Genomic DNA, 17,293 nt, shown 5'->3' with positions numbered 1-17,293 from the left:
AGACTTGCACCGATGAAACTCGCACCGATGAAGCTCGCAGGACCAGGGCCCATGCCGACGCTCAGGCGCTGGCGCGGCGCAGTACGGAACGGAACGACTGACGCTCGGGTTTGGCCTCGTCCTGCTCCGGGCTCGCAGGTGGGGGATAGCCGAGGACCTCGGCGGTGGGACGCTGCGGCGCGGCTTCGCTTACAGCGGTGGGCGGCGCAGCCTCCGGCTCGGCGAAGACCTCTGGCTTCACCGGGCGCGGCGGCGAGAAGATCAGGCCCTGCGCATAGGTGATGCCGAGTTCGATCATGTCCGCGACCGTCGGGTTGTCGGCGATCTCGTCGGCGACCAGCGCGATCGAGGCCCGCGCCATCATCGACGCCAAATCACCAGCCGCGATGTCAAGCGAACCCTCACCGGCCATCTCGGCCTGGAACAGCGTCGCGGGCGCCTTGACGAAGCGAATGCCGCGATCGAACAGCGCGATGGGATCAAGCCGCAGATCGGCAACCTGGTCGAGCGCGAAACGCACGCCATTGGCCGACATCGCACCGAGCAATCCCAGACTCGCCGGGTCCAGCGCACGGAAGACACGCTGCGGCATCTCCACCACGAGATGGCCATTGTGCTCGCGATATTTGTCGAGAATGCGCGACAGCGTCGCCAGCGCCTTGGATGAACTCCAGGTCGCCTCGCTGAAATTGCAGGAGACGAAGAGCCCGCCCTGCTTCGTGCCGAGATGGCGCGCGATCGCCAGAGCGCGCGTCAGCACCAGCGCATCGAGCGTCGGACCGAAGCCGCGCTGCTCGACGATCGACAGGAAATCCTCGGGCAGGAGCAGCGTATTCTCGTCGACCCGCAGGCGCACCAGCGCCTCGTAGCCGCGCGTGCGCCGCTGCGGCAATTGCACGATCGGCTGCAGATGCACCTCGACCTTGCCCTCGGACAAGGCCGTGCTGATCACGGCAGCGCGCTTGTCGGCGGCGCGACGTTCGGCGGCGCGCTCGGCCTCCTCGCGTTCGGCCGCGATCGCGTCGAGCCGCGCCTGGCGCGCGGCTTCCGGATCGATCACCGGAACCGGCGCCGGTGCCGGCGCGGACTTGGCGGGCGGCGAGGCCTGCCGCGCTTGCGCCACGGTCAATTGGGCGTCGTGGTCGGCAAGCGTGGTCGCGACCTGATGGATGAGATCGCCGAGCAGGCCGACCTCGGCCGTCAATTCATTGATCGCGGCGCGCGCCGGCGCCGCGTCGGCCTCGCGCATCGGCATCTGTTCGACGCGCTGCGACAGGTTGTCCAGCCGAATGGCGTTGGTTGCGAGCCTGACCTTAACCTCGCCGAGGCCGGCGAAGATCTGCTCGCGCTGCACATGCAGGCGGCGCTCATAGAGCCGGGCCATGCCGACCAACCCGCCACCGCAGAGCAGCAGTCCCGCGGCTGCGCCCAATCCGCCCGGTAGCAGCAAAGTCGTGATCGCACCGGCCGAAACACCTGTGACGGCTGCGGCGAGAGGGGGCAATGCGTTCAAGCGGACAGGGGCCAAGGCAGCATTCGCGCGTTGGGTTGATCGGGACGAATCGGCGAATCACGGGCGTTCCGCAACCTTAACCATAGGTCGGGCCGCTTGCGAGCGCCGGGTGGGAGCTTTGCCGCTGCAAATGCAGGAAAAACAGTGGATCGCGCCGCCAGGACAGATCAGGGCCGCTTGATCAGGTCCAGGATCGTCGGTCCCAGATCGCTCATGATCCGTTCTATGACCGGAGGGCTGAAACCCCGGCGCTCGAGGAAGAGGCGCGGATCGACGCGAAACAACGGGGATGCCTCGGCGAGGCCCGACACCGCGGCTGCGAATCCAGCCTGGTCTCCGGCTCCGGCATAATGCAGCGCGCGTCCAAGCAGGCTCAGCGGCCCTTCATTTGCCAGGAGCCGGGCGGCATGGCTCTCGGCATGCTTGTTGGCGCCGGTCAGCCGCGCGCCCAGAAAGGCGAAGAAATCATACCAGGGCGGCCGGCCGCGGCTGAGCGAGACCGCTCGTTCCAGCAGGGGCAGGCCTTCGGCCGAGCGGTTGAGCTGGATGAAACGCGCCCCGAGATCAGCCATGATGTCGGGATCATAGGGGTTGCGCGTCAAGGCCTCGCGGCCAGCTGCCAGCGCCTCGTCGGGCTGCCCGCGCGCGAAGAGCACGTCCATCATCGCCTGCTGGGCGCGGGCGCTGGACGGCGCCAGGCGAACTGCATTCATCGCCGCGCTCAGCGCCCGATCGAGCGGCGGGCCGGACTGGAGATTCAGGCCGGCGGTGTATTCGTCGAGGGTCAGAAGGGCGAGCTGCGACCAGGCCGCGTGGAAGTTTGGATCCTTCTCGAGCACACCCTCCAGGCAGATGCGGGCCGCCAGATGGTCCTCGGCCTTCATCGTCAGGCGGAAATCAAGCGCTTGGAAGATGCAGCGCATCGCGGGCGACATGATCGAGGACTGCCTGAAATCGGCATGGATGATGCCGAACGGCTCGGCCAGGCGGATCGCCAGGCGCCGGGCGATATCCGGCAATTCCGGATCCTCTGCATTGAACCGGAACTTCCTGTTGCTGGAGCCGGTCCAGACGATGCGCCCATCCTTGACCGCGCGCAGTCTCGCCGCGCTCTCGGTGACATCGCCGAAACGTGTCGCGCTCAGCTCGAAGACATAGTCGGCATCGACCGTCGTCGCACGCGGGTCGAGCGGAGCCTTCACGGTGACGAGATCGTCGAAGCCTGCGATCGCGTCGGCCAGAAGCGCCACGAACCGGCGCGCGATCTCGTTCGCCATGGGGTCAGGCGGCAACTCGCCGATCACGATCGCCAGGACGGGCAGATGCGCCGCAGCGGTGGACGTCGTCGGCTTCACCGCCCGCTCGACTGGAATGCTCTGTTGCAAAACGCTTGGCTGCAAGGAGCGCGCGCCGGGCACCGGGGGCTCGTCGTCCCTGATACGATACCAGGAGGCCAGCGACGCCAATCCGAGCAGGAGCGCCAGGCCGGCGCCCAGCAGCCAGCGGCGCGAGATGGCAGCATCAGGACGCCGGGGCGCCCCCTCCTGCGCCACGGCATCGCCCGCAGCCGCGGTCGCGGGCTCGGCTTCGACCACGGCGCGCTCATCGATCTCGAATGCCGGCACATAGGCGCCGACCGGAATCGCGATGCGGACCGGGTCGTCGGCGCCCTCGCCGAGATAATATTGCCCAAGCGCCTTGCGCAGGCGGCCCGCCTCGACGCGTACGATCGGGTCCGATTGCGGATCGAAATCGGGCGGGCGGCCGAAGGCCTCCACCGCCACGGTGTATCCCTTCAGCTCGGCGCTGCGCCCGTCGAGCGCGCGATCGACAATGAAGGTCAGAAAGGCGGAAAGCTGTGGCGCACCGCGGAACAGGTCCGAAGCCAGGACGCGATCGAGCCCCGCGCGAATCACTGCGGCTCTCTGCTCGTCCAGCCTGACGCCGGCATGACCGCTTGAGACCATTGGGGTCTGGCCCAGTTTGTCGCTCCCCTCGTTCAGATTAGCTTAGACCCGACGTAACGTCATCTTGCAAAGAATGACGGGTCGACTCTCGTGGCGCGCAGGGATGCCCCGATGCGACGACGATTTACACCCCGGATCGTACTGTTAGGTTGAGAGACGCTTAACCCCACGAGGACGCCTTGATGACATCCGCCACGCAGCCGCTGGGCACGCCGAACAATCTCGAAGCCTTTTGGATGCCGTTCACGGCCAACCGCTCGTTCAAGCAAAATCCGCGCATGATCGCGCGCGCCGAGGGGATGTTTTATTACACGCCGGAAGGAAAGCCGGTGATGGACGGAACAGCAGGGCTGTGGTGCTGCAATGCCGGCCACGCCCGCAAACCGATCATCCAGGCTATCCAGGCCCAGGCCGAGGAGCTCGATTACGCACCTTCCTTTCAGTTCGGCCACCCCAAGGTCTTCGCGGCAGCCGCCCGCATCGCCTCCCTGGCGCCGGGAGATCTCGACCATGTCTTCTTCGCCGGCTCCGGTTCGGAAGCTGCGGACACCGCACTGAAGATCGCGCTCGCCTATTGGAACGTCACCGGAAAGGGCTCGAAGACTCGACTGATCGGCCGCGAGCGCGGCTATCACGGCGTCGGCTTCGGCGGCATTTCGGTCGGCGGCATGGTCAACAACCGCAAATTCTTCGGCAGCCTGCTCGCCGGCACGGACCATTTGCCGCACACCTATGACCGCGAGAAGCAGGCCTTCAGCAAGGGCGAGCCGGATTACGGCGCGCATTTCGCCGATGATCTCGATCGCATCGTCGCGCTGCATGACGGCTCGACCATCGCCGCCGTGATCGTCGAGCCGATGGCCGGCTCGACCGGCGGGCTGCCGGCTCCGAAGGGCTATCTCAAGCGCTTGCGCGAACTCTGCGACAAGCATGGCATCCTGCTGATCTTCGACGAGGTCATCACCGGCTTCGGCCGCCTCGGTTATGCCTTCGCCGCCGAGCGTTACGGCGTCATTCCCGACATGATCACCTTCGCCAAGGGCGTGACCTCGGGGACCGTGCCGATGGGTGGCGTGATCGTGCGCAAGCACATCTACGACGCCTTCATGAACGGCCCCGACAACGCCATCGAGCTGTTCCACGGCTACACCTATTCCGGCCATCCGCTGGCGGCCGCCGCCTGCCTGGCGACGCTCGACGTCTATCGCGAGGAGGGCTTGTTCGAGCGCGCCCGCGAGATGGAGCCGGCCTGGGCCGACGCCCTGATGACGTTGAAGGGCGAGCCAAATGTGGTCGACATCCGTCAGGTCGGGATCGTCGGCGCCATTGATCTCGCGCCGCGGGCCGACGGCGTCGGCAAGCGCGCCTTCGAGGCGATGGACCGTCTCTTCCGCGAGGAAGGGCTGATGGTCCGCACCGCCGCCGACACGATCGCCTTCTCGCCGCCGCTGATCATCACCGAAAGCCAGGTCGGGGAGCTGGTCGACAAGCTGCGCCGAGGGATCCGGGCAGTGGCAGCCTGAGTGCATTCTTTCTCTCCGCCAAGATCGGGCTTGCCCGATCTTGGCAAAGTTCATGCCCATGTCGGAAACATCCGACATGGGTGGGAGAAGCTGCCGGGCGCGGTGAATGAGAAAAGGGTCGCTCGCGCGGCCCTTTTCTTTTTCCGTCGAGAGACTTCCCTCATCCGAAGGGAGAAGGCTCAGGCCGCCTTCTTCGCCGTCCCGTAATAGCTCTCGCCCATCTTCGCCATGCGCTTGAGCTGCTTGTTCGGCTTGAAGCGCTCGCCATGCTTCTTCGCCAGGGCCTCGCAGAGCTTCACGAAGGCGGCCGCGCCCATATTGTCGATGTAGGAGAGCGTCCCGCCCGAATAGGGCGCGAAGCCGAAGCCGATGATCGAGCCGACATCGGCCTCGCGCGGATCAGTGACCACGCCCTCCTCATAGGTGCGCGCCGCCTCCAGAGCCTGCGTCACCAGGAGGCGGTGCTTGAGTTCCTGCATATCGACGCTCTCGGGGTCGAGACGTGTCGCGACCAGATCGGCCAGTCCCGGCCAGAGCCGCTTCGGCCCGGCTTCGGGATAATCGTAGAAGCCCTTCCTGTTCTTGCGGCCGAGCCGGCCATGCGTCTCGACCATCTCGGTCAGCAGCTTCTCCTGCGCCGGATCGACCGCGCCCTCGCCAAGCTGCGCCTTGGTCGCCTTCAGCACCTTGTAGGCGAGATCGACCGCGACCTCGTCGTTCAGGGAGAGCGGGCCGACCGGCATGCCGGCCTGCTTGCCCGCCTGCTCGATCATCGCCGGCGGCACGCCTTCCATCAGCATGAGATGGCCTTCGCGGATGTAGTTGCCGACGCAGCGATTGGCGTAGAAGCCGCGCGTGTCGTTGACCACGATTGGCGTCTTCTTGATGGCGCGGACGAAGTCGAGCGCCATGGCGAGCGCCTTCTTGCCGGTCTTCTTGGCCATGATGATCTCGACCAGCAGCATCTTCTCGACCGGCGAGAAGAAGTGGACGCCGATGAAATTCTTCGGCCGCCCGCTATGTTCGGCCAACCCCGTGATCGGCAGGGTCGAGGTGTTGGAGCCGAAGATCGCCTTCGGGCCGATCACGGCCTCGACCTTGGCAATGACCTCGGCCTTGACCTTGGGATCCTCAAACACGGCCTCTACGACCAGGTCGCAGCCCTTCAGCGCGGCATAATCGGCGGTGGCGTTGATGCGCCCGAGCAGCGCGTCGCGGTCGGCCGTCTTGGCGCGGCCCTTCATGATCTGGTCGGAGACCAGCTTATGCGAATAGGCCTTGCCCTTGTCGGCCGCCTCCTGGTCGCGGTCGACCAGCACGACCTCGAGCCCGGCCTGCGCCGTGACATAGGCGATGCCGGCGCCCATGAAGCCGGCACCGACGACGCCGACCTTTTTGAGCTTGCTCGGCGGCACGTCGGCGGGGCGGCGCGCACCCTTGTTCAGCTCCTGCATCGAGACGAAGAGCGAGCGGATCATCGAGGCCGCCTCCTTCGTCCGCAGGATCTTCGCGAAATAGCGGCTCTCGACCTTCAAAGCGAGATCGATCGGTAGCTGCAGCCCCTCATAGACCGCCGAGAGGATGGCGCGGGCGGCCGGATAATTGTCGTTGGTCTCGCGGCGATAGATCGCATTGGCCGGCGGCCAGATCTGCATGCCGGCCGGCGAATAGACCTTGTTGGAGGGCAGCTTGAATTTCGGATCGTCCCAGGGCGCCTTGGCCTGTGGATTGGCTTTGAGCCACTCCTTGGCGTTGGCGACAAGCTGGTCGCGCGGCACGACGGCGTGGACGAGGCCGGTGTTGCGCGCGGGCAAGGCTTTGATCTGCTCGCCCTTGAACATCATCTGCAGCGCGTCGCCGGTCTGCATCAGGCGCGAGACGCGTTGCGTGCCGCCGGCACCGGGGAAGAGCCCGACCTTGATCTCGGGCAGGCCGACGCGGGTCGAGGCGTCGTCCGAGACGACGCGATACTGGCAGGCGAGCGACAGCTCGAAGGCGCCACCCAGGCAGATTCCATGGATCGCCGCAGCGAAGGGTTTTCCGCAGGTCTCGAGCTTGCGGTAGAGCAGAGAGAGCTTGCGGCTCTCGTCGAAGAAGCTCTGCATCGCGACCTGTTCGCCCTTCTCCTTCGCCAGCTTGACGAAGAGATCGCGCAGGCCCTGCAGCATGGTGAGATCGGCGCCGCCGGAGAAGCTCTCCTTGCCGGAGGTGATGACGCAGCCCTTGATCGCCTCATCGCCTGCGACCTTGTCGATGATCTGGTCGATCTCGGCCATCAATTCGGGCGTGATGACGTTCATCGAGCGGCCGGGCATGTCCCAGGTCGCGGTGGCGATGCCGTCGGAATCGGTTTCGAAGCGGAAATTGGTGAGGTTCATCGTTTCTCTCCCCTTCGCCGATCAGACGCGTTCGATGATGGTTGCGACGCCCATGCCGGCCGCCACGCACAAGGTCACCAGCGCGGTGTTCTTGTTGGTGCGCTCCAGCTCGTCGAGCACGGTGCCGAGGATCATCGCGCCGGTCGCCCCTAGCGGGTGGCCCATAGCGATCGCGCCGCCATTCACGTTGAGGACGGCGTCATCGATGTCGAAGGCCTGCTGATAGCGCAGCACGACCGAGGAAAAGGCCTCGTTCAGCTCGAACAGGTCGATGTCCTTGACCGTCATGCCGGCCTTGCGCAGCACGAGCTCGGTGACGTCGACCGGGCCGGTCAGCATCAAGGCGAGGTCGGAGCCGATGGTGGCGAAGGCCTTGATGCGGGCGCGGGGCTTCAGGCCCGCCGCCTTGCCGCCCTTCTTCGAGCCGACGAGCACAGCCGCCGCGCCATCGACGATGCCCGAGGAATTGCCGGCATGGTGGACGTGGTTGACGAATTCGACATCGGGATGCGCCGCGGTCGCGACCGCATCGAACCCGCCCATCTCGCCCATTTGGACGAAGGAGGCTTTCAAGCCAGCCAGCGTCTGCATGTCGGTGTTGGGGCGGATGGTCTCGTCGCGATCGAGCAGGATCAGGCCGTTGACGTCCTTGACCGGGATCACCGAATTCTTGAAACGCCCGGCCTCCCAGGCGGCGGCGGCGCGCTTGTGCGAGCGCACCGCAAAGGCATCGACATCATCGCGCGAGAAGCCGTATTTCGTCGCGATCAGATCAGCCGAGACGCCCTGCGGCATGAAATAGGTGTCGATCGCGACGCTGGGATCGACCGCGATGCCGAAGCCCGAAGCGCCCATGCCGACGCGCGACATGCTCTCGACGCCGCCGCCGATAGCCATCTCCTTCTGGCCCGACATCACCTGCGCGGCGGCGAGGTTCACCGCGTCCAGCCCAGAGGCGCAGAAGCGGTTGATCTGCACGCCCGGCACTTCCTTACCGTAGCCCGCCTTGAGCGCGATGGTGCGAGCGATATCGGCGCCGGCCTCGCCTACAGGATCGACGCAGCCGAAGACGACGTCCTCGACCAGCTTGGTGTCGAGGTTGTTGCGCTGCTTGATCGCGCGCAGCGTCTGCGTGCCGAGCTCGATCGCGGTGACCTCGTGCAGGGAGCCGTCGGCCTTGCCCTTGCCCCGCGGCGTGCGGACGTGGTCGTAGATGAATGCATCAGCCATCAAGGGCCTCCCGGCATTTTGTTGTTGGGCAGTCGCAATGGGCAGTCGGTCTATCAGAACTGGTCCGCGCTCAGCGCCATGGTGCTGTCGGCTCCCGCGGTGATCCGGGCCAGATGCGCCGCCGTCTCCGGCAGGCTGCGTTCCATGAAGAAGCGCGCCGTCACCAGCTTGGTGTTCATGCGCTCGGTCGCGCCATTGGCACCGGCCTTGAGCTTGTCCTGCGCGACCTTGGCCATCTTCACCCACATATAGCCGAGCGAAACGAGGCCGAGCAGATGCATGTAGTCGCTCGCGCCGGCACCGGCATTGTCGGGCTTGGCGAGCGCGTTGTTCATGAACCACATCGTCGCCTGCTGGAGATGGCCGAGCGAGAGCTGGAGCGGCCCGAGCAGAGGCTTGAGCCCTTCATCCTCGGCATTGTCCTTCAGGAAGCCCGCAACCTCGTTGAAGAAGGCCATGATGGCGCGGCCGCCATCGCGGCCGAGCTTGCGGCCGACGAGATCCATCGCCTGCACGCCATTGGCGCCCTCATAGATCATGGCGATGCGGGCATCGCGGACGAATTGCTCGACGCCGGTCTCAGCGATGTAACCGTGACCGCCGAACATCTGCTGCGCCTTCACCGCATTGTCGAAGCCGGTATCGGTCAGCACGCCCTTGAGCACCGGCGTCATCAGGCCAAGCTGGTCATCGGCCGCCTGGCGCTCGGCGGCGTCGGTGGAGCGATGGGAGATATCGGACTTGATCGCGTTCCAGATCACGAAGGCGCGGGCCGCCTCGTTGAAGGCCTTGATCGACATCAAGGTGCGGCGCACATCGGGATGCACGATGATCGGATCAGCTGCCTTGTCGGGGTTTGTCGCGCCGGTCAGCGCGCGGCCCTGGACTCGGTCCTTGGCGTAGACGACGGCGTTCTGATAGGCGACCTCGGACTGCGCCAGCCCCTGGATCGCGACGCCGAGGCGCGCCTCGTTCATCATCACGAACATGGCGTTGAGGCCCTTGTTCTCGGCACCGATGAGCCAGCCCTTGGCCCCGTCATAGTTCATGACGCAGGTCGAATTGCCGTGAATGCCCATCTTGTGCTCGATCGAGCCGCAGGAAACGTGGTTGTTCTCGCCGACGGAACCATCTTCGCCGATCGCGTTGCGCGGCACGACGAAGAGCGAGATGCCCTTCACGCCGGCCGGCGCGCCCTCGATACGGGCGAGCACGAGATGGATGATGTTGCGCGTGATGTCCTGCTCGCCGGCCGAGATGAAGATCTTGGTGCCGGTGATGGCATAGGAGCCGTCGCCATTGGGCACGGCCTTGGTCTTGATCAGGCCGAGATCGGTGCCGCAATGCGGCTCGGTCAGGTTCATGGTGCCCGACCACTCGCCTTCGATCATTTTCGGCAGATAGGTGCGCTTCTGCTCGTCCGAGCCGTGGACATAGAGCGCGGCGATCGCGCCCATGGTCAGGCCGGGATACATCGCGAAAGCCATGTTCGCCGAGGAGGCGAACTCGTTCATGACGGCACCCAGCGTATAGGGCAGGCCCTGGCCGCCATATTCGGGGTCCATGGCAAGGCCGATCCAGCCGGCGCCGGCATAGGTCTCATAGGCCGCCTTGAAGCCCTTGGGCGTCGTCACGGAGCCGTCGGCGTTGCGCGTGCAGCCTTCCTGGTCGCCCGAGTGATTCAAAGGCTGGAGGATCTCCTCGCAGACCTTCGCGCCCTCCGCCAGCACGGCCTCGACCACATCGGGCGTCGCGTCGGCAAAGCCCGGCAGGTTGTTGTAGCGCTCGATATTGAAGACGTCGTTCAGCAGGAAAAGCGTGTCTTCGACGGGTGCCTTGTAGACCGGCATGTTCATCCTCCCTCTCGTCGCGACGCCGGCCCGCCAGATCACCGCGGGGGCCACATCGGAATAGTTCATATGTAAACTATCAGGGCAAGCTTGGCAAGGCGAGTCTGGAAAAGAGGCAATTGCCTCATGCGCAATCGGACCACCCTTCGGCGCGGCGCGCAACAGCCGCAAGACAGCAAAAAGCCCCGGGCGGCTGCCCGGGGCTTTTTGCGGAGAGACGGAATTCCTTGAAGGCTGGCTACTGCGAAAAATCGGCCCCCACTTCTCGCATGCTGCCCTTCAAAGGCGCCTCGTATCCTGTTCGAAGGCGCTCAGGCCTTGCGGAAGCGAGCTTGCGTCGCTTCCAGCTCGGCGATCGCCTCCTCGATCTCCTTGCGCTGGCTGCGCAGCAGGTCGAGCTGCTCCGTGACCTGCTCATGGCTGAGCTGCAGGCCGCCAACGGACGCCGAACCCTCAGTGGCCTCGCCCTTCTTCTCTTCATTGGCGAGCATCGCGCGGATCTCGACCAGCGTGAAACCGAGCTGCTTGCCCTTCAGGATCAGGGCCAGGCGAGCGCGGTCGCGGCTCGAATAGATCCGGGTCATGCCGGAGCGGGCCGGAGCAAGCAGGCCACGCGACTCATAGAAGCGCAGCGTGCGCAAGGTCACATCGAAATCGCGGGCGAGATCGCTGATGGTGAAGCCACCGACGGATTCAGTCTCGGTGGCGGCAGGGTTGGGCGAGCGGCCTTCATGATTCGAGGCGGCCGCCAAAGCGAAGCTTGGGCGCGACATAGGGGGTGCATTCCTTGCGGGTTGGGGCTCGGGAACGCCGACCATGCAGGCGGCGATCTTCCGTCCGACAACAAATAGCCGGCTGCTTCCCCTTGCGTCAGGTAATGTGACGCTTCCGTGAGGTAAGTTACCGTTATACGCGCCCTGCCCGAGGCCGGCCTCGGCGCCCGTTCGTAAAAAATTAACTCCCGACCCCACAATCTTAACTGACTGTTTACCACGGTCGCCAAAAGTCTGCTCTGCGGATCGGCGTCCTGTCAGCAGCAACGTAATCTTCACGGATCGCCACATTCGCAAGGAAAGCAGCGGTGTCAGGGGCCCGCGCCTTTCCGATGAGGACGAGCCCCGTAGGCGAGCGACAACATGGCCACTAGCTTGCCCTGGAGCGTCAAGGGCGTCGATCCGCGCACCCGCGACGCAGCGAAAGCCGCAGCCCGCCGCGCCGGCATGACGCTTGGCGAATGGCTCGACAACAAGATTCGCGAAGAAGCCGCCGAGACGGAGCCCGAGCAGGCCGCCCCCGAGCAGCTCGACATCGCAGCGCTTTCGGAACGCCTCGCCAAGCTATCCCAGGGACAGATGGACACCTCGCCCTACGCGGCCGCCAGCGCCGCCCAGCAGGGCGGAGCCAGCGAGCTCTCGCGCGGCGAGATCGACGCCGTGATCAATCAGGCGGCCGCCGTCGAGCGCCTGACCCGCGAATCCAGTGCCAAGACGGCCGGCGCACTCGATTCGATCACCCGCTGGATCGAGAAGACCGAAAGCCGCATCACCTCCAGCGAGCGCGCCGCCGCCGAGCGCCAGGAGCGCGCGACCAGCGTCATCGCCGATGCGATCAAGACCATGGGCGAGCGCCTCGTCGAGATGGAGCGCAAGGCCAGCGAAGCGCAGCAGGCTCAAGCCCAGACCCAAGCCCAGGCCCATGCCAAGTCGATGCCGGCCCCGCGCCTCGCCTTCAGCCGCGATGGCCTGGCCGAGGCCGTAAACGACATCCGCACTCGCCAGCGCGCCCTCGACGTCGACGGGCAAGCCCAGCCGGCGCACCGCTCTGTCCCGGAAAACCGGATCGCGGCGCTGCGCCAGGATCTGCGCGAGCTGAGCAACCGGATCGTGCCCGCCTCGCCGGAGGCGGAGGCACCGCCTCAGCGCATGCGAGCCAAGCCGGCCCAACCTCCGGCCCCTGCTTCAGCACCGATCCAGGGCAACCCGATCGAGGCGATGCTGGCCGATCTCGGCGCGCGGCTCGACAAGCTCGACAAGCGCGATCGCCTGGACCCGATCATGAAGCCGCTGGCGCGGATCGAATCGGATGTCTCGCGCCTGTCGCAGGAGCGCTCGGCCGAGGGCTATCAGCGCTTCGAGCTCGAAATCGCCCATCTCACCGCCAAAGTCGATGCGCTCGTCGCGCGCGGCGGTGACCGCAGCGTCATCGCCCCGGTCCTGCGCGATATCGCCGAATTGCGCGACATGGTGCGGGCGCCAGCCGCCGACCCTCGCATGGACACCCTTTCGCGGCAGATCTCGTCGCTGTCCACGGAGCTGGCGCAATTGCGCGAAGCGCAGCCGGACGGGCGCGAGATCCGCAGCCTCTCGCAGGCGATCGAGGATGTGCGCGACGCCATCCTGTCCGACCGCGCCCATGACCGTCAGGCCGATCCCACGCAGTTGACCTCGCTGTCGCGGCAGATCGAAAATCTGGCCGACAAGATCGAGACCCTGCCGGCGATGCGGCCCGAGGTGATCAACGCCCAGGCAGAGCAGCTCTCGGCGCGGCTCAACGAAATGGACGCCTCGGGACGCGGCGTCTCACACGTCCTATCCGATCGCATCGAGGCGCTGGTTATCCGGCTCGAGGACATGGCTGGCAAGGACATGGCCGGCCGACAGCCCGACCAGCTCGAGAGCCGCATCGACGCCCTGCAGGAAAGCATCGAGACCCTGGCCGAGCAGGGCCCGGTCGCCGTGACGCGGCAGATCGAGGCCCTGGCCGGCCGCATCGAGAGCCTGGCTGCGGCGAGCAACCTGTCCCAGCTCATCAGCGAGGGCAAAGGCCCGCAAGTCGCCCGCGTCGATCTGCGCCCCATCGAGGACATGCTGCGCGGACTCGCCGAGAAGATCGACGAGGCTGGCCGCCCCGGTGCGGAAACCGACGCCTTCGACGCGCTGGAGCAGCAGATCTCCGGCCTCGCCCAACGGCTCGACACTGCCGCGGCGACGCGCTCCGCCGAGACCGGCATCGAGCGGACATTGCAGGATCTCGTCGTCCATCTGCAGACGCTGCGGCAGGACACCACCGCCGCCGCCGAGCGCGCGGCACGCGCTGCCATGGCCGATATGGGGACCAAGGGCGGGCCGGCCAGCGGCATCGCCGAGATCAGCAACCTGCTCTCGGGCCTGCGCGACACCCATGTCTCCTCCGGGCGCGAGACGCAGGACGCGATCGGCGCCGTCCACCAGACGCTTGAAACCGTAATCTCGCGGCTCGCCAGCATCGAAGCCGAGCTTGCCGCCGAGCGGCAAGGCCCGGCCCCACGCCCGGTGATGCCGCCCCGCCATGCCGAGCAAGCGCAGTCCGCCGCCCGTACGCCGGAGCCGGCCGCAAGCCTCAGCATCGCCCAAGAGGACCGCATCGCCGCCGAGCGGCCCCGCACGGGCCAGCCCGAGGCATCCTCGCCGGTCGCGGCTTCGCTCGATCTGCCGCTGGAGCCCGGCTCAGGCCGCCCGCGCGTCAGCACCACCACCGCGCCGCAGGACGCGCAATCGGTCCGCCAGAGCCTGATCGCTGCGGCAAGGCGCTCCGCCAAGGCCGCGACCGAAGCCACCACCTCTCCGGCCGCGACAAGCGAGCCCGTCAAGGGCAGCGGTCGCCTGAAGGAGATCATGGAGAAGCGCCGCAAGCCGCTCCTGCTCGGCCTCGCCGCGCTCGTACTCGCCATGGGCACCGCCCATGTCGTGACCGGCGCGCTGCAAGGCAGCGGCGGCACGGGCAAGCCGGTCAGCGCCGAGGCGGTCGACATTCCCGCAGCGCCGACGGCTCCGGCTCCCGTCCCGGCGACGCCGGCGCCCGCCAAGGACCAGACCTCGGCCCTCCCGCCCGTGCCTGCTCCGACGATCAGCACGGCACCCTCCTTCATGAGCCCCGCCCAGGCCGCCATCACCATCCCGGAAAGCGCAGCTTCGGCCGCGGAGCCGCTTCCGGCCGCTTTAGTGCCTCCCGCCCAGACAGCCGTCCTGACGGTCACGGGCATCGACGAGCTCCCGACCGGGCTCGGCAGCGTGGGCCTGCGCAAGGCAGCGCTCGCGGGCGATGCACGCGCGGTCTATGAGGTCGCCAGCCGCGCGGCCGACGGCCCGGGCCCCGCCCGCGACCCGAAGCTGGCGCTGCGCCTGTTCGAGCGCGCCGCCGTGGCCGGGCTCGCCCCGGCCCAGTTCCGCCTCGGCAATATGTTCGAGAAGGGCATCGGCACCACGCGCGACGCCTCGCTTGCGCGGGTCTGGTACACGCGCGCCGCCGAGCGCGGTAACGCCAAGGCCATGCACAACCTCGCCGTGCTGCATGCCGAAGGCGCCGCCGGCAAGCCCGACTACGCCACAGCGACGGAGTGGTTCCGCAAGGCGGCCGAACTGGGCGTACGCGACAGCCAGTACAATCTCGCCATCCTGCTCGGGCGCGGCCTCGGTGCGCCGACCGATCTCGGCCAATCCTATCTCTGGTTCTCCATCGCCGCCGCCCAGGGCGACGAGGACGCCAGCCGCAAGCGCGACGAGGTCGCCCAGCGCCTGAGCCCCGGCGATCTCGCCACCGCCAAGGCCGCCGCCGCTAGCTGGAAGCCGAAGGCGCTCGAAGCCACCGCCAACGACGTAACCCCGCCCATCAAGGGCTGGGACGAGGCGCCGGGCGCGACCATCAAAAAGCCCGCCAAGCCGGCGCATGGCTGAACCGACGGCGCGACAGGCGCGCAAGAGCATTTCCGCGTTTCTTCGAATCGCGGAAATGCTCTACCTTCTTGTTCTATCGCATTTTCTTCACGCGAACCGGTGTCCACTTCGCTCGAAAATGCTCTACCGCCTGTTTTCGCTTTCAACGTCACGGTTTCGACGCGTTAGAGCGCCATGACAGGACGAGGCCCCCAGTCACCGGCCGGGACAAAACTCCCTTTTTCGCAACGATAAGGATTTGTCTAACCCGATTGGTGCAATCTGGGACGATCCGGCGCCGGGCTTCAGCAAAAGCGCGCCGGGACGCGAGGACCAAGGGTGCAGATCTACCTTCCGATCGCCGAACTCCCGATCAGCATCCTGATGGTGCTGGGCCTCAGCGGCGCGGTCGGCTTCATCTCCGGCCTGTTCGGTGTCGGCGGCGGCTTCCTGCTGACGCCGCTCCTGATCTTCCTCGACATTCCGCCCGCAGTCGCGGTCGCGACCGTCGCCGCGCAGGTCGCCGGCTCCTCGACCACCGGCGTCCTGACCTATTGGCGAAGGCGCGCGCTCGACTTCAAGCTCGGCGGCGTCCTCGTCGCCGGCGGCATATTGGGCACCGTGCTCGGCGTGCTGTTCTTCAACCTGATGCGCAGGCTCGGCCAGCTCGAGCTCGTCATCACCTTGTCCTATGTGACCCTGTTCACGATCATCGGCGGCCTGATGCTCTACGACGCCCTGCGGGCGATGTGGCGCGTGCGGGCGGGCAGGCCGGCGCGGTTGCGGCGGCGGGCGGGAACGCATCCCTGGTGGATGGGCCTGCCGCTGCGGATGCGCTTCTATCGCTCCCAGCTCTACGCCAGCGTGATCCCGATCGCGCTGCTGGCGATCGTGATCGGCTTCATCGGCGCGGTGCTGGGCGTCGGCGGCGGCTTCATCCTGGTGCCGGCGCTGATCTATTTCTTCCGCATCCCGACCGCCGTCGTCGTCGGCACCTCGCTGTTCCAGATCCTGGTGACGATGACCGGCGCGACCATCCTGCACGCGCTGACCAACCAGTCGGTCGACCTGATCCTGGCGGTTCTCCTGCTGCTGGGCGGTGTCATCGGCGCACAGTTCGGCGGGCGGGCGGCGCGCAACCTCAATGTCGAATCCTTCCGCCTATTGCTGGCGCTCCTGATCCTCTCCGTCGGCCTGCGCTTCGCCATCGAATTGTTCATCGCGCCGACCGAGCCCTTCTCCGTGATCGTGACGGAGGGCATACGATGAGACGCTCCCTCGCAATCCTGCTGCTGGCGACACTGGCCGCGCTCACGGCCGCTCCGGCGCGCGCCGAGACATTGATCGCGGCGATGTCGAGCCATCAGATCCAGATCAACTCCAACTACACCGGCGACCAGCTCACGGTCTTCGGGCTGGTCGAGCGCGACGGGCGTAGCGCCGCGCGGGGCGATCCCTACGACATCATCGTCACCGTGCGCGGCCCGCGGCGCATGCTCCTGGTGCGTGAGAAGGAGCGGCTCGGGCCAATCTGGATCAACCGCACGCAGCGGCGCTTTCCCGACAACTCGATCTTCCTTGCCGTGGCGAGCAACCGGCCGCTCAACGAGATCATGAGCGAGGAGACCGCGCGACGCGAGCGGATAGGCCTCGAAAACGCCCAGCGCCTGCCCGATCCGGGGTTCGATTTCGGCCGGACGACAGCACGCTTCAAGGACGGCATGATCCGCATCCTCGAGGAGAAGGGGCTCTATTCTCAGGAGGCGCGCGGCGTCACCTTCCTCTCCAACACGCTATTCAGCGCGCCGATCCCGGTGCCGGCCACGGCGCCGACCGGCTCCTACGAGATCGACATCGTGCTCTATGCCGGCGGCGTGCCGCTGGCCCGGCAATCGACCAATTTCGAGGTGGTCAAATCCGGCATCGAGCAGCGCCTGGCCACGGGCGCTTACGAGCATTCCCTGCTCTACGGCCTCGCGACCGTCGCGCTTGCGCTGTTCTTCGGCTGGTTGTCCAGCGTCGTCTTCCGCAAGGATTGAGCCCCGGAGCCGTTTCCGATCCCACCGGATCGTTCAATTGCTCCAGCCTTTTATTTTAACGCGTTTTCTTCACGCGCCCCGGTGTCCGCTTCGCTCGAAAAC

The 17,293-nt window shown here is 66.5% G+C and carries 10 protein-coding genes; 4 read left to right on the top strand and 6 right to left on the bottom strand.

Translation table 11 applies throughout. The features are described from left to right. Window positions 1–61: 61 nt before the first annotated feature. Both ACSQ3P_RS23125 and ACSQ3P_RS23120 read right to left on the bottom strand, forming a co-directional pair. The gene (locus ACSQ3P_RS23125; RefSeq protein WP_436167833.1) at window positions 62–1,513 is read right to left on the bottom strand and encodes an EAL domain-containing protein; all 1,452 of its coding nucleotides are present in this window, start codon (window positions 1,511–1,513) and stop codon (window positions 62–64) included. 167 nt (window positions 1,514–1,680) lie between these two features. After that, window positions 1,681–3,480 (bottom strand): tetratricopeptide repeat protein, encoded by a 1,800-nt coding sequence (locus tag ACSQ3P_RS23120; protein WP_436167832.1) that lies wholly within the window; start codon window positions 3,478–3,480, stop codon window positions 1,681–1,683. 182 nt (window positions 3,481–3,662) lie between these two features. Between ACSQ3P_RS23120 and ACSQ3P_RS23115 the strand changes: the two genes are divergently transcribed. Continuing rightward, on the top strand, window positions 3,663–5,003 hold the full coding sequence (locus ACSQ3P_RS23115) for an aspartate aminotransferase family protein (RefSeq protein ID WP_310152196.1): 1,341 nt from the start codon (window positions 3,663–3,665) through the stop codon (window positions 5,001–5,003). 179 nt (window positions 5,004–5,182) lie between these two features. Here the strand turns inward: ACSQ3P_RS23115 and ACSQ3P_RS23110 are convergent, their stop codons facing one another. The 4 genes from ACSQ3P_RS23110 to ACSQ3P_RS23095 all read right to left on the bottom strand — a co-directional run bounded on the left by ACSQ3P_RS23110 (window position 5,183) and on the right by ACSQ3P_RS23095 (window position 11,234). Continuing rightward, window positions 5,183–7,381, bottom strand: coding sequence for an FAD-dependent oxidoreductase (locus ACSQ3P_RS23110; protein WP_436167831.1), 2,199 nt, complete (start codon window positions 7,379–7,381; stop codon window positions 5,183–5,185). Between the two features lie 21 nt (window positions 7,382–7,402). Further along, window positions 7,403–8,611 carry an acetyl-CoA C-acetyltransferase gene (locus tag ACSQ3P_RS23105; protein WP_069690079.1) on the bottom strand — a complete coding sequence of 403 codons (1,209 nt, stop codon included), beginning with the start codon at window positions 8,609–8,611 and terminating at the stop codon, window positions 7,403–7,405. Window positions 8,612–8,664: 53 nt separating this feature from the next. After that, window positions 8,665–10,461: an acyl-CoA dehydrogenase C-terminal domain-containing protein gene (locus ACSQ3P_RS23100; protein WP_436168040.1), complete on the bottom strand. Its 1,797-nt coding sequence runs from the start codon at window positions 10,459–10,461 to the stop codon at window positions 8,665–8,667. 311 nt (window positions 10,462–10,772) lie between these two features. Further along, a complete protein-coding gene (locus ACSQ3P_RS23095) occupies window positions 10,773–11,234 on the bottom strand; it encodes a MerR family transcriptional regulator (protein ID WP_436167830.1) in 462 nt (153 codons plus the stop codon). Between the two features lie 363 nt (window positions 11,235–11,597). Here ACSQ3P_RS23095 and ACSQ3P_RS23090 point away from each other — a divergent pair, with 363 nt between their 5' ends. The 3 genes from ACSQ3P_RS23090 to ACSQ3P_RS23080 all read left to right on the top strand — a co-directional run bounded on the left by ACSQ3P_RS23090 (window position 11,598) and on the right by ACSQ3P_RS23080 (window position 17,191). Then, entirely contained in the window at window positions 11,598–15,173 is a 3,576-nt protein-coding gene (locus ACSQ3P_RS23090; RefSeq protein ID WP_436167829.1) for a hypothetical protein, read from the top strand. Between the two features lie 318 nt (window positions 15,174–15,491). Beyond that, window positions 15,492–16,421: a sulfite exporter TauE/SafE family protein gene (locus ACSQ3P_RS23085; protein ID WP_310152176.1), complete on the top strand. Its 930-nt coding sequence runs from the start codon at window positions 15,492–15,494 to the stop codon at window positions 16,419–16,421. Beyond that, window positions 16,418–17,191 carry a TIGR02186 family protein gene (locus tag ACSQ3P_RS23080; protein WP_436167828.1) on the top strand — a complete coding sequence of 258 codons (774 nt, stop codon included), beginning with the start codon at window positions 16,418–16,420 and terminating at the stop codon, window positions 17,189–17,191. The genes ACSQ3P_RS23085 and ACSQ3P_RS23080 overlap by 4 nt, the downstream gene beginning before the upstream one ends. The last annotated feature ends 102 nt before the right edge of the window (window positions 17,192–17,293 follow it).

The sequence above is a fragment of the Allobosea sp. LjRoot9 genome, from assembly GCF_964252745.1.
Taxonomy (GTDB): Bacteria; Pseudomonadota; Alphaproteobacteria; order Rhizobiales; family Beijerinckiaceae; genus Allobosea.
The sequence above is the reverse complement of the archived record's forward strand: the minus strand, read 5'-3'. Positions and strand labels throughout refer to the sequence as shown.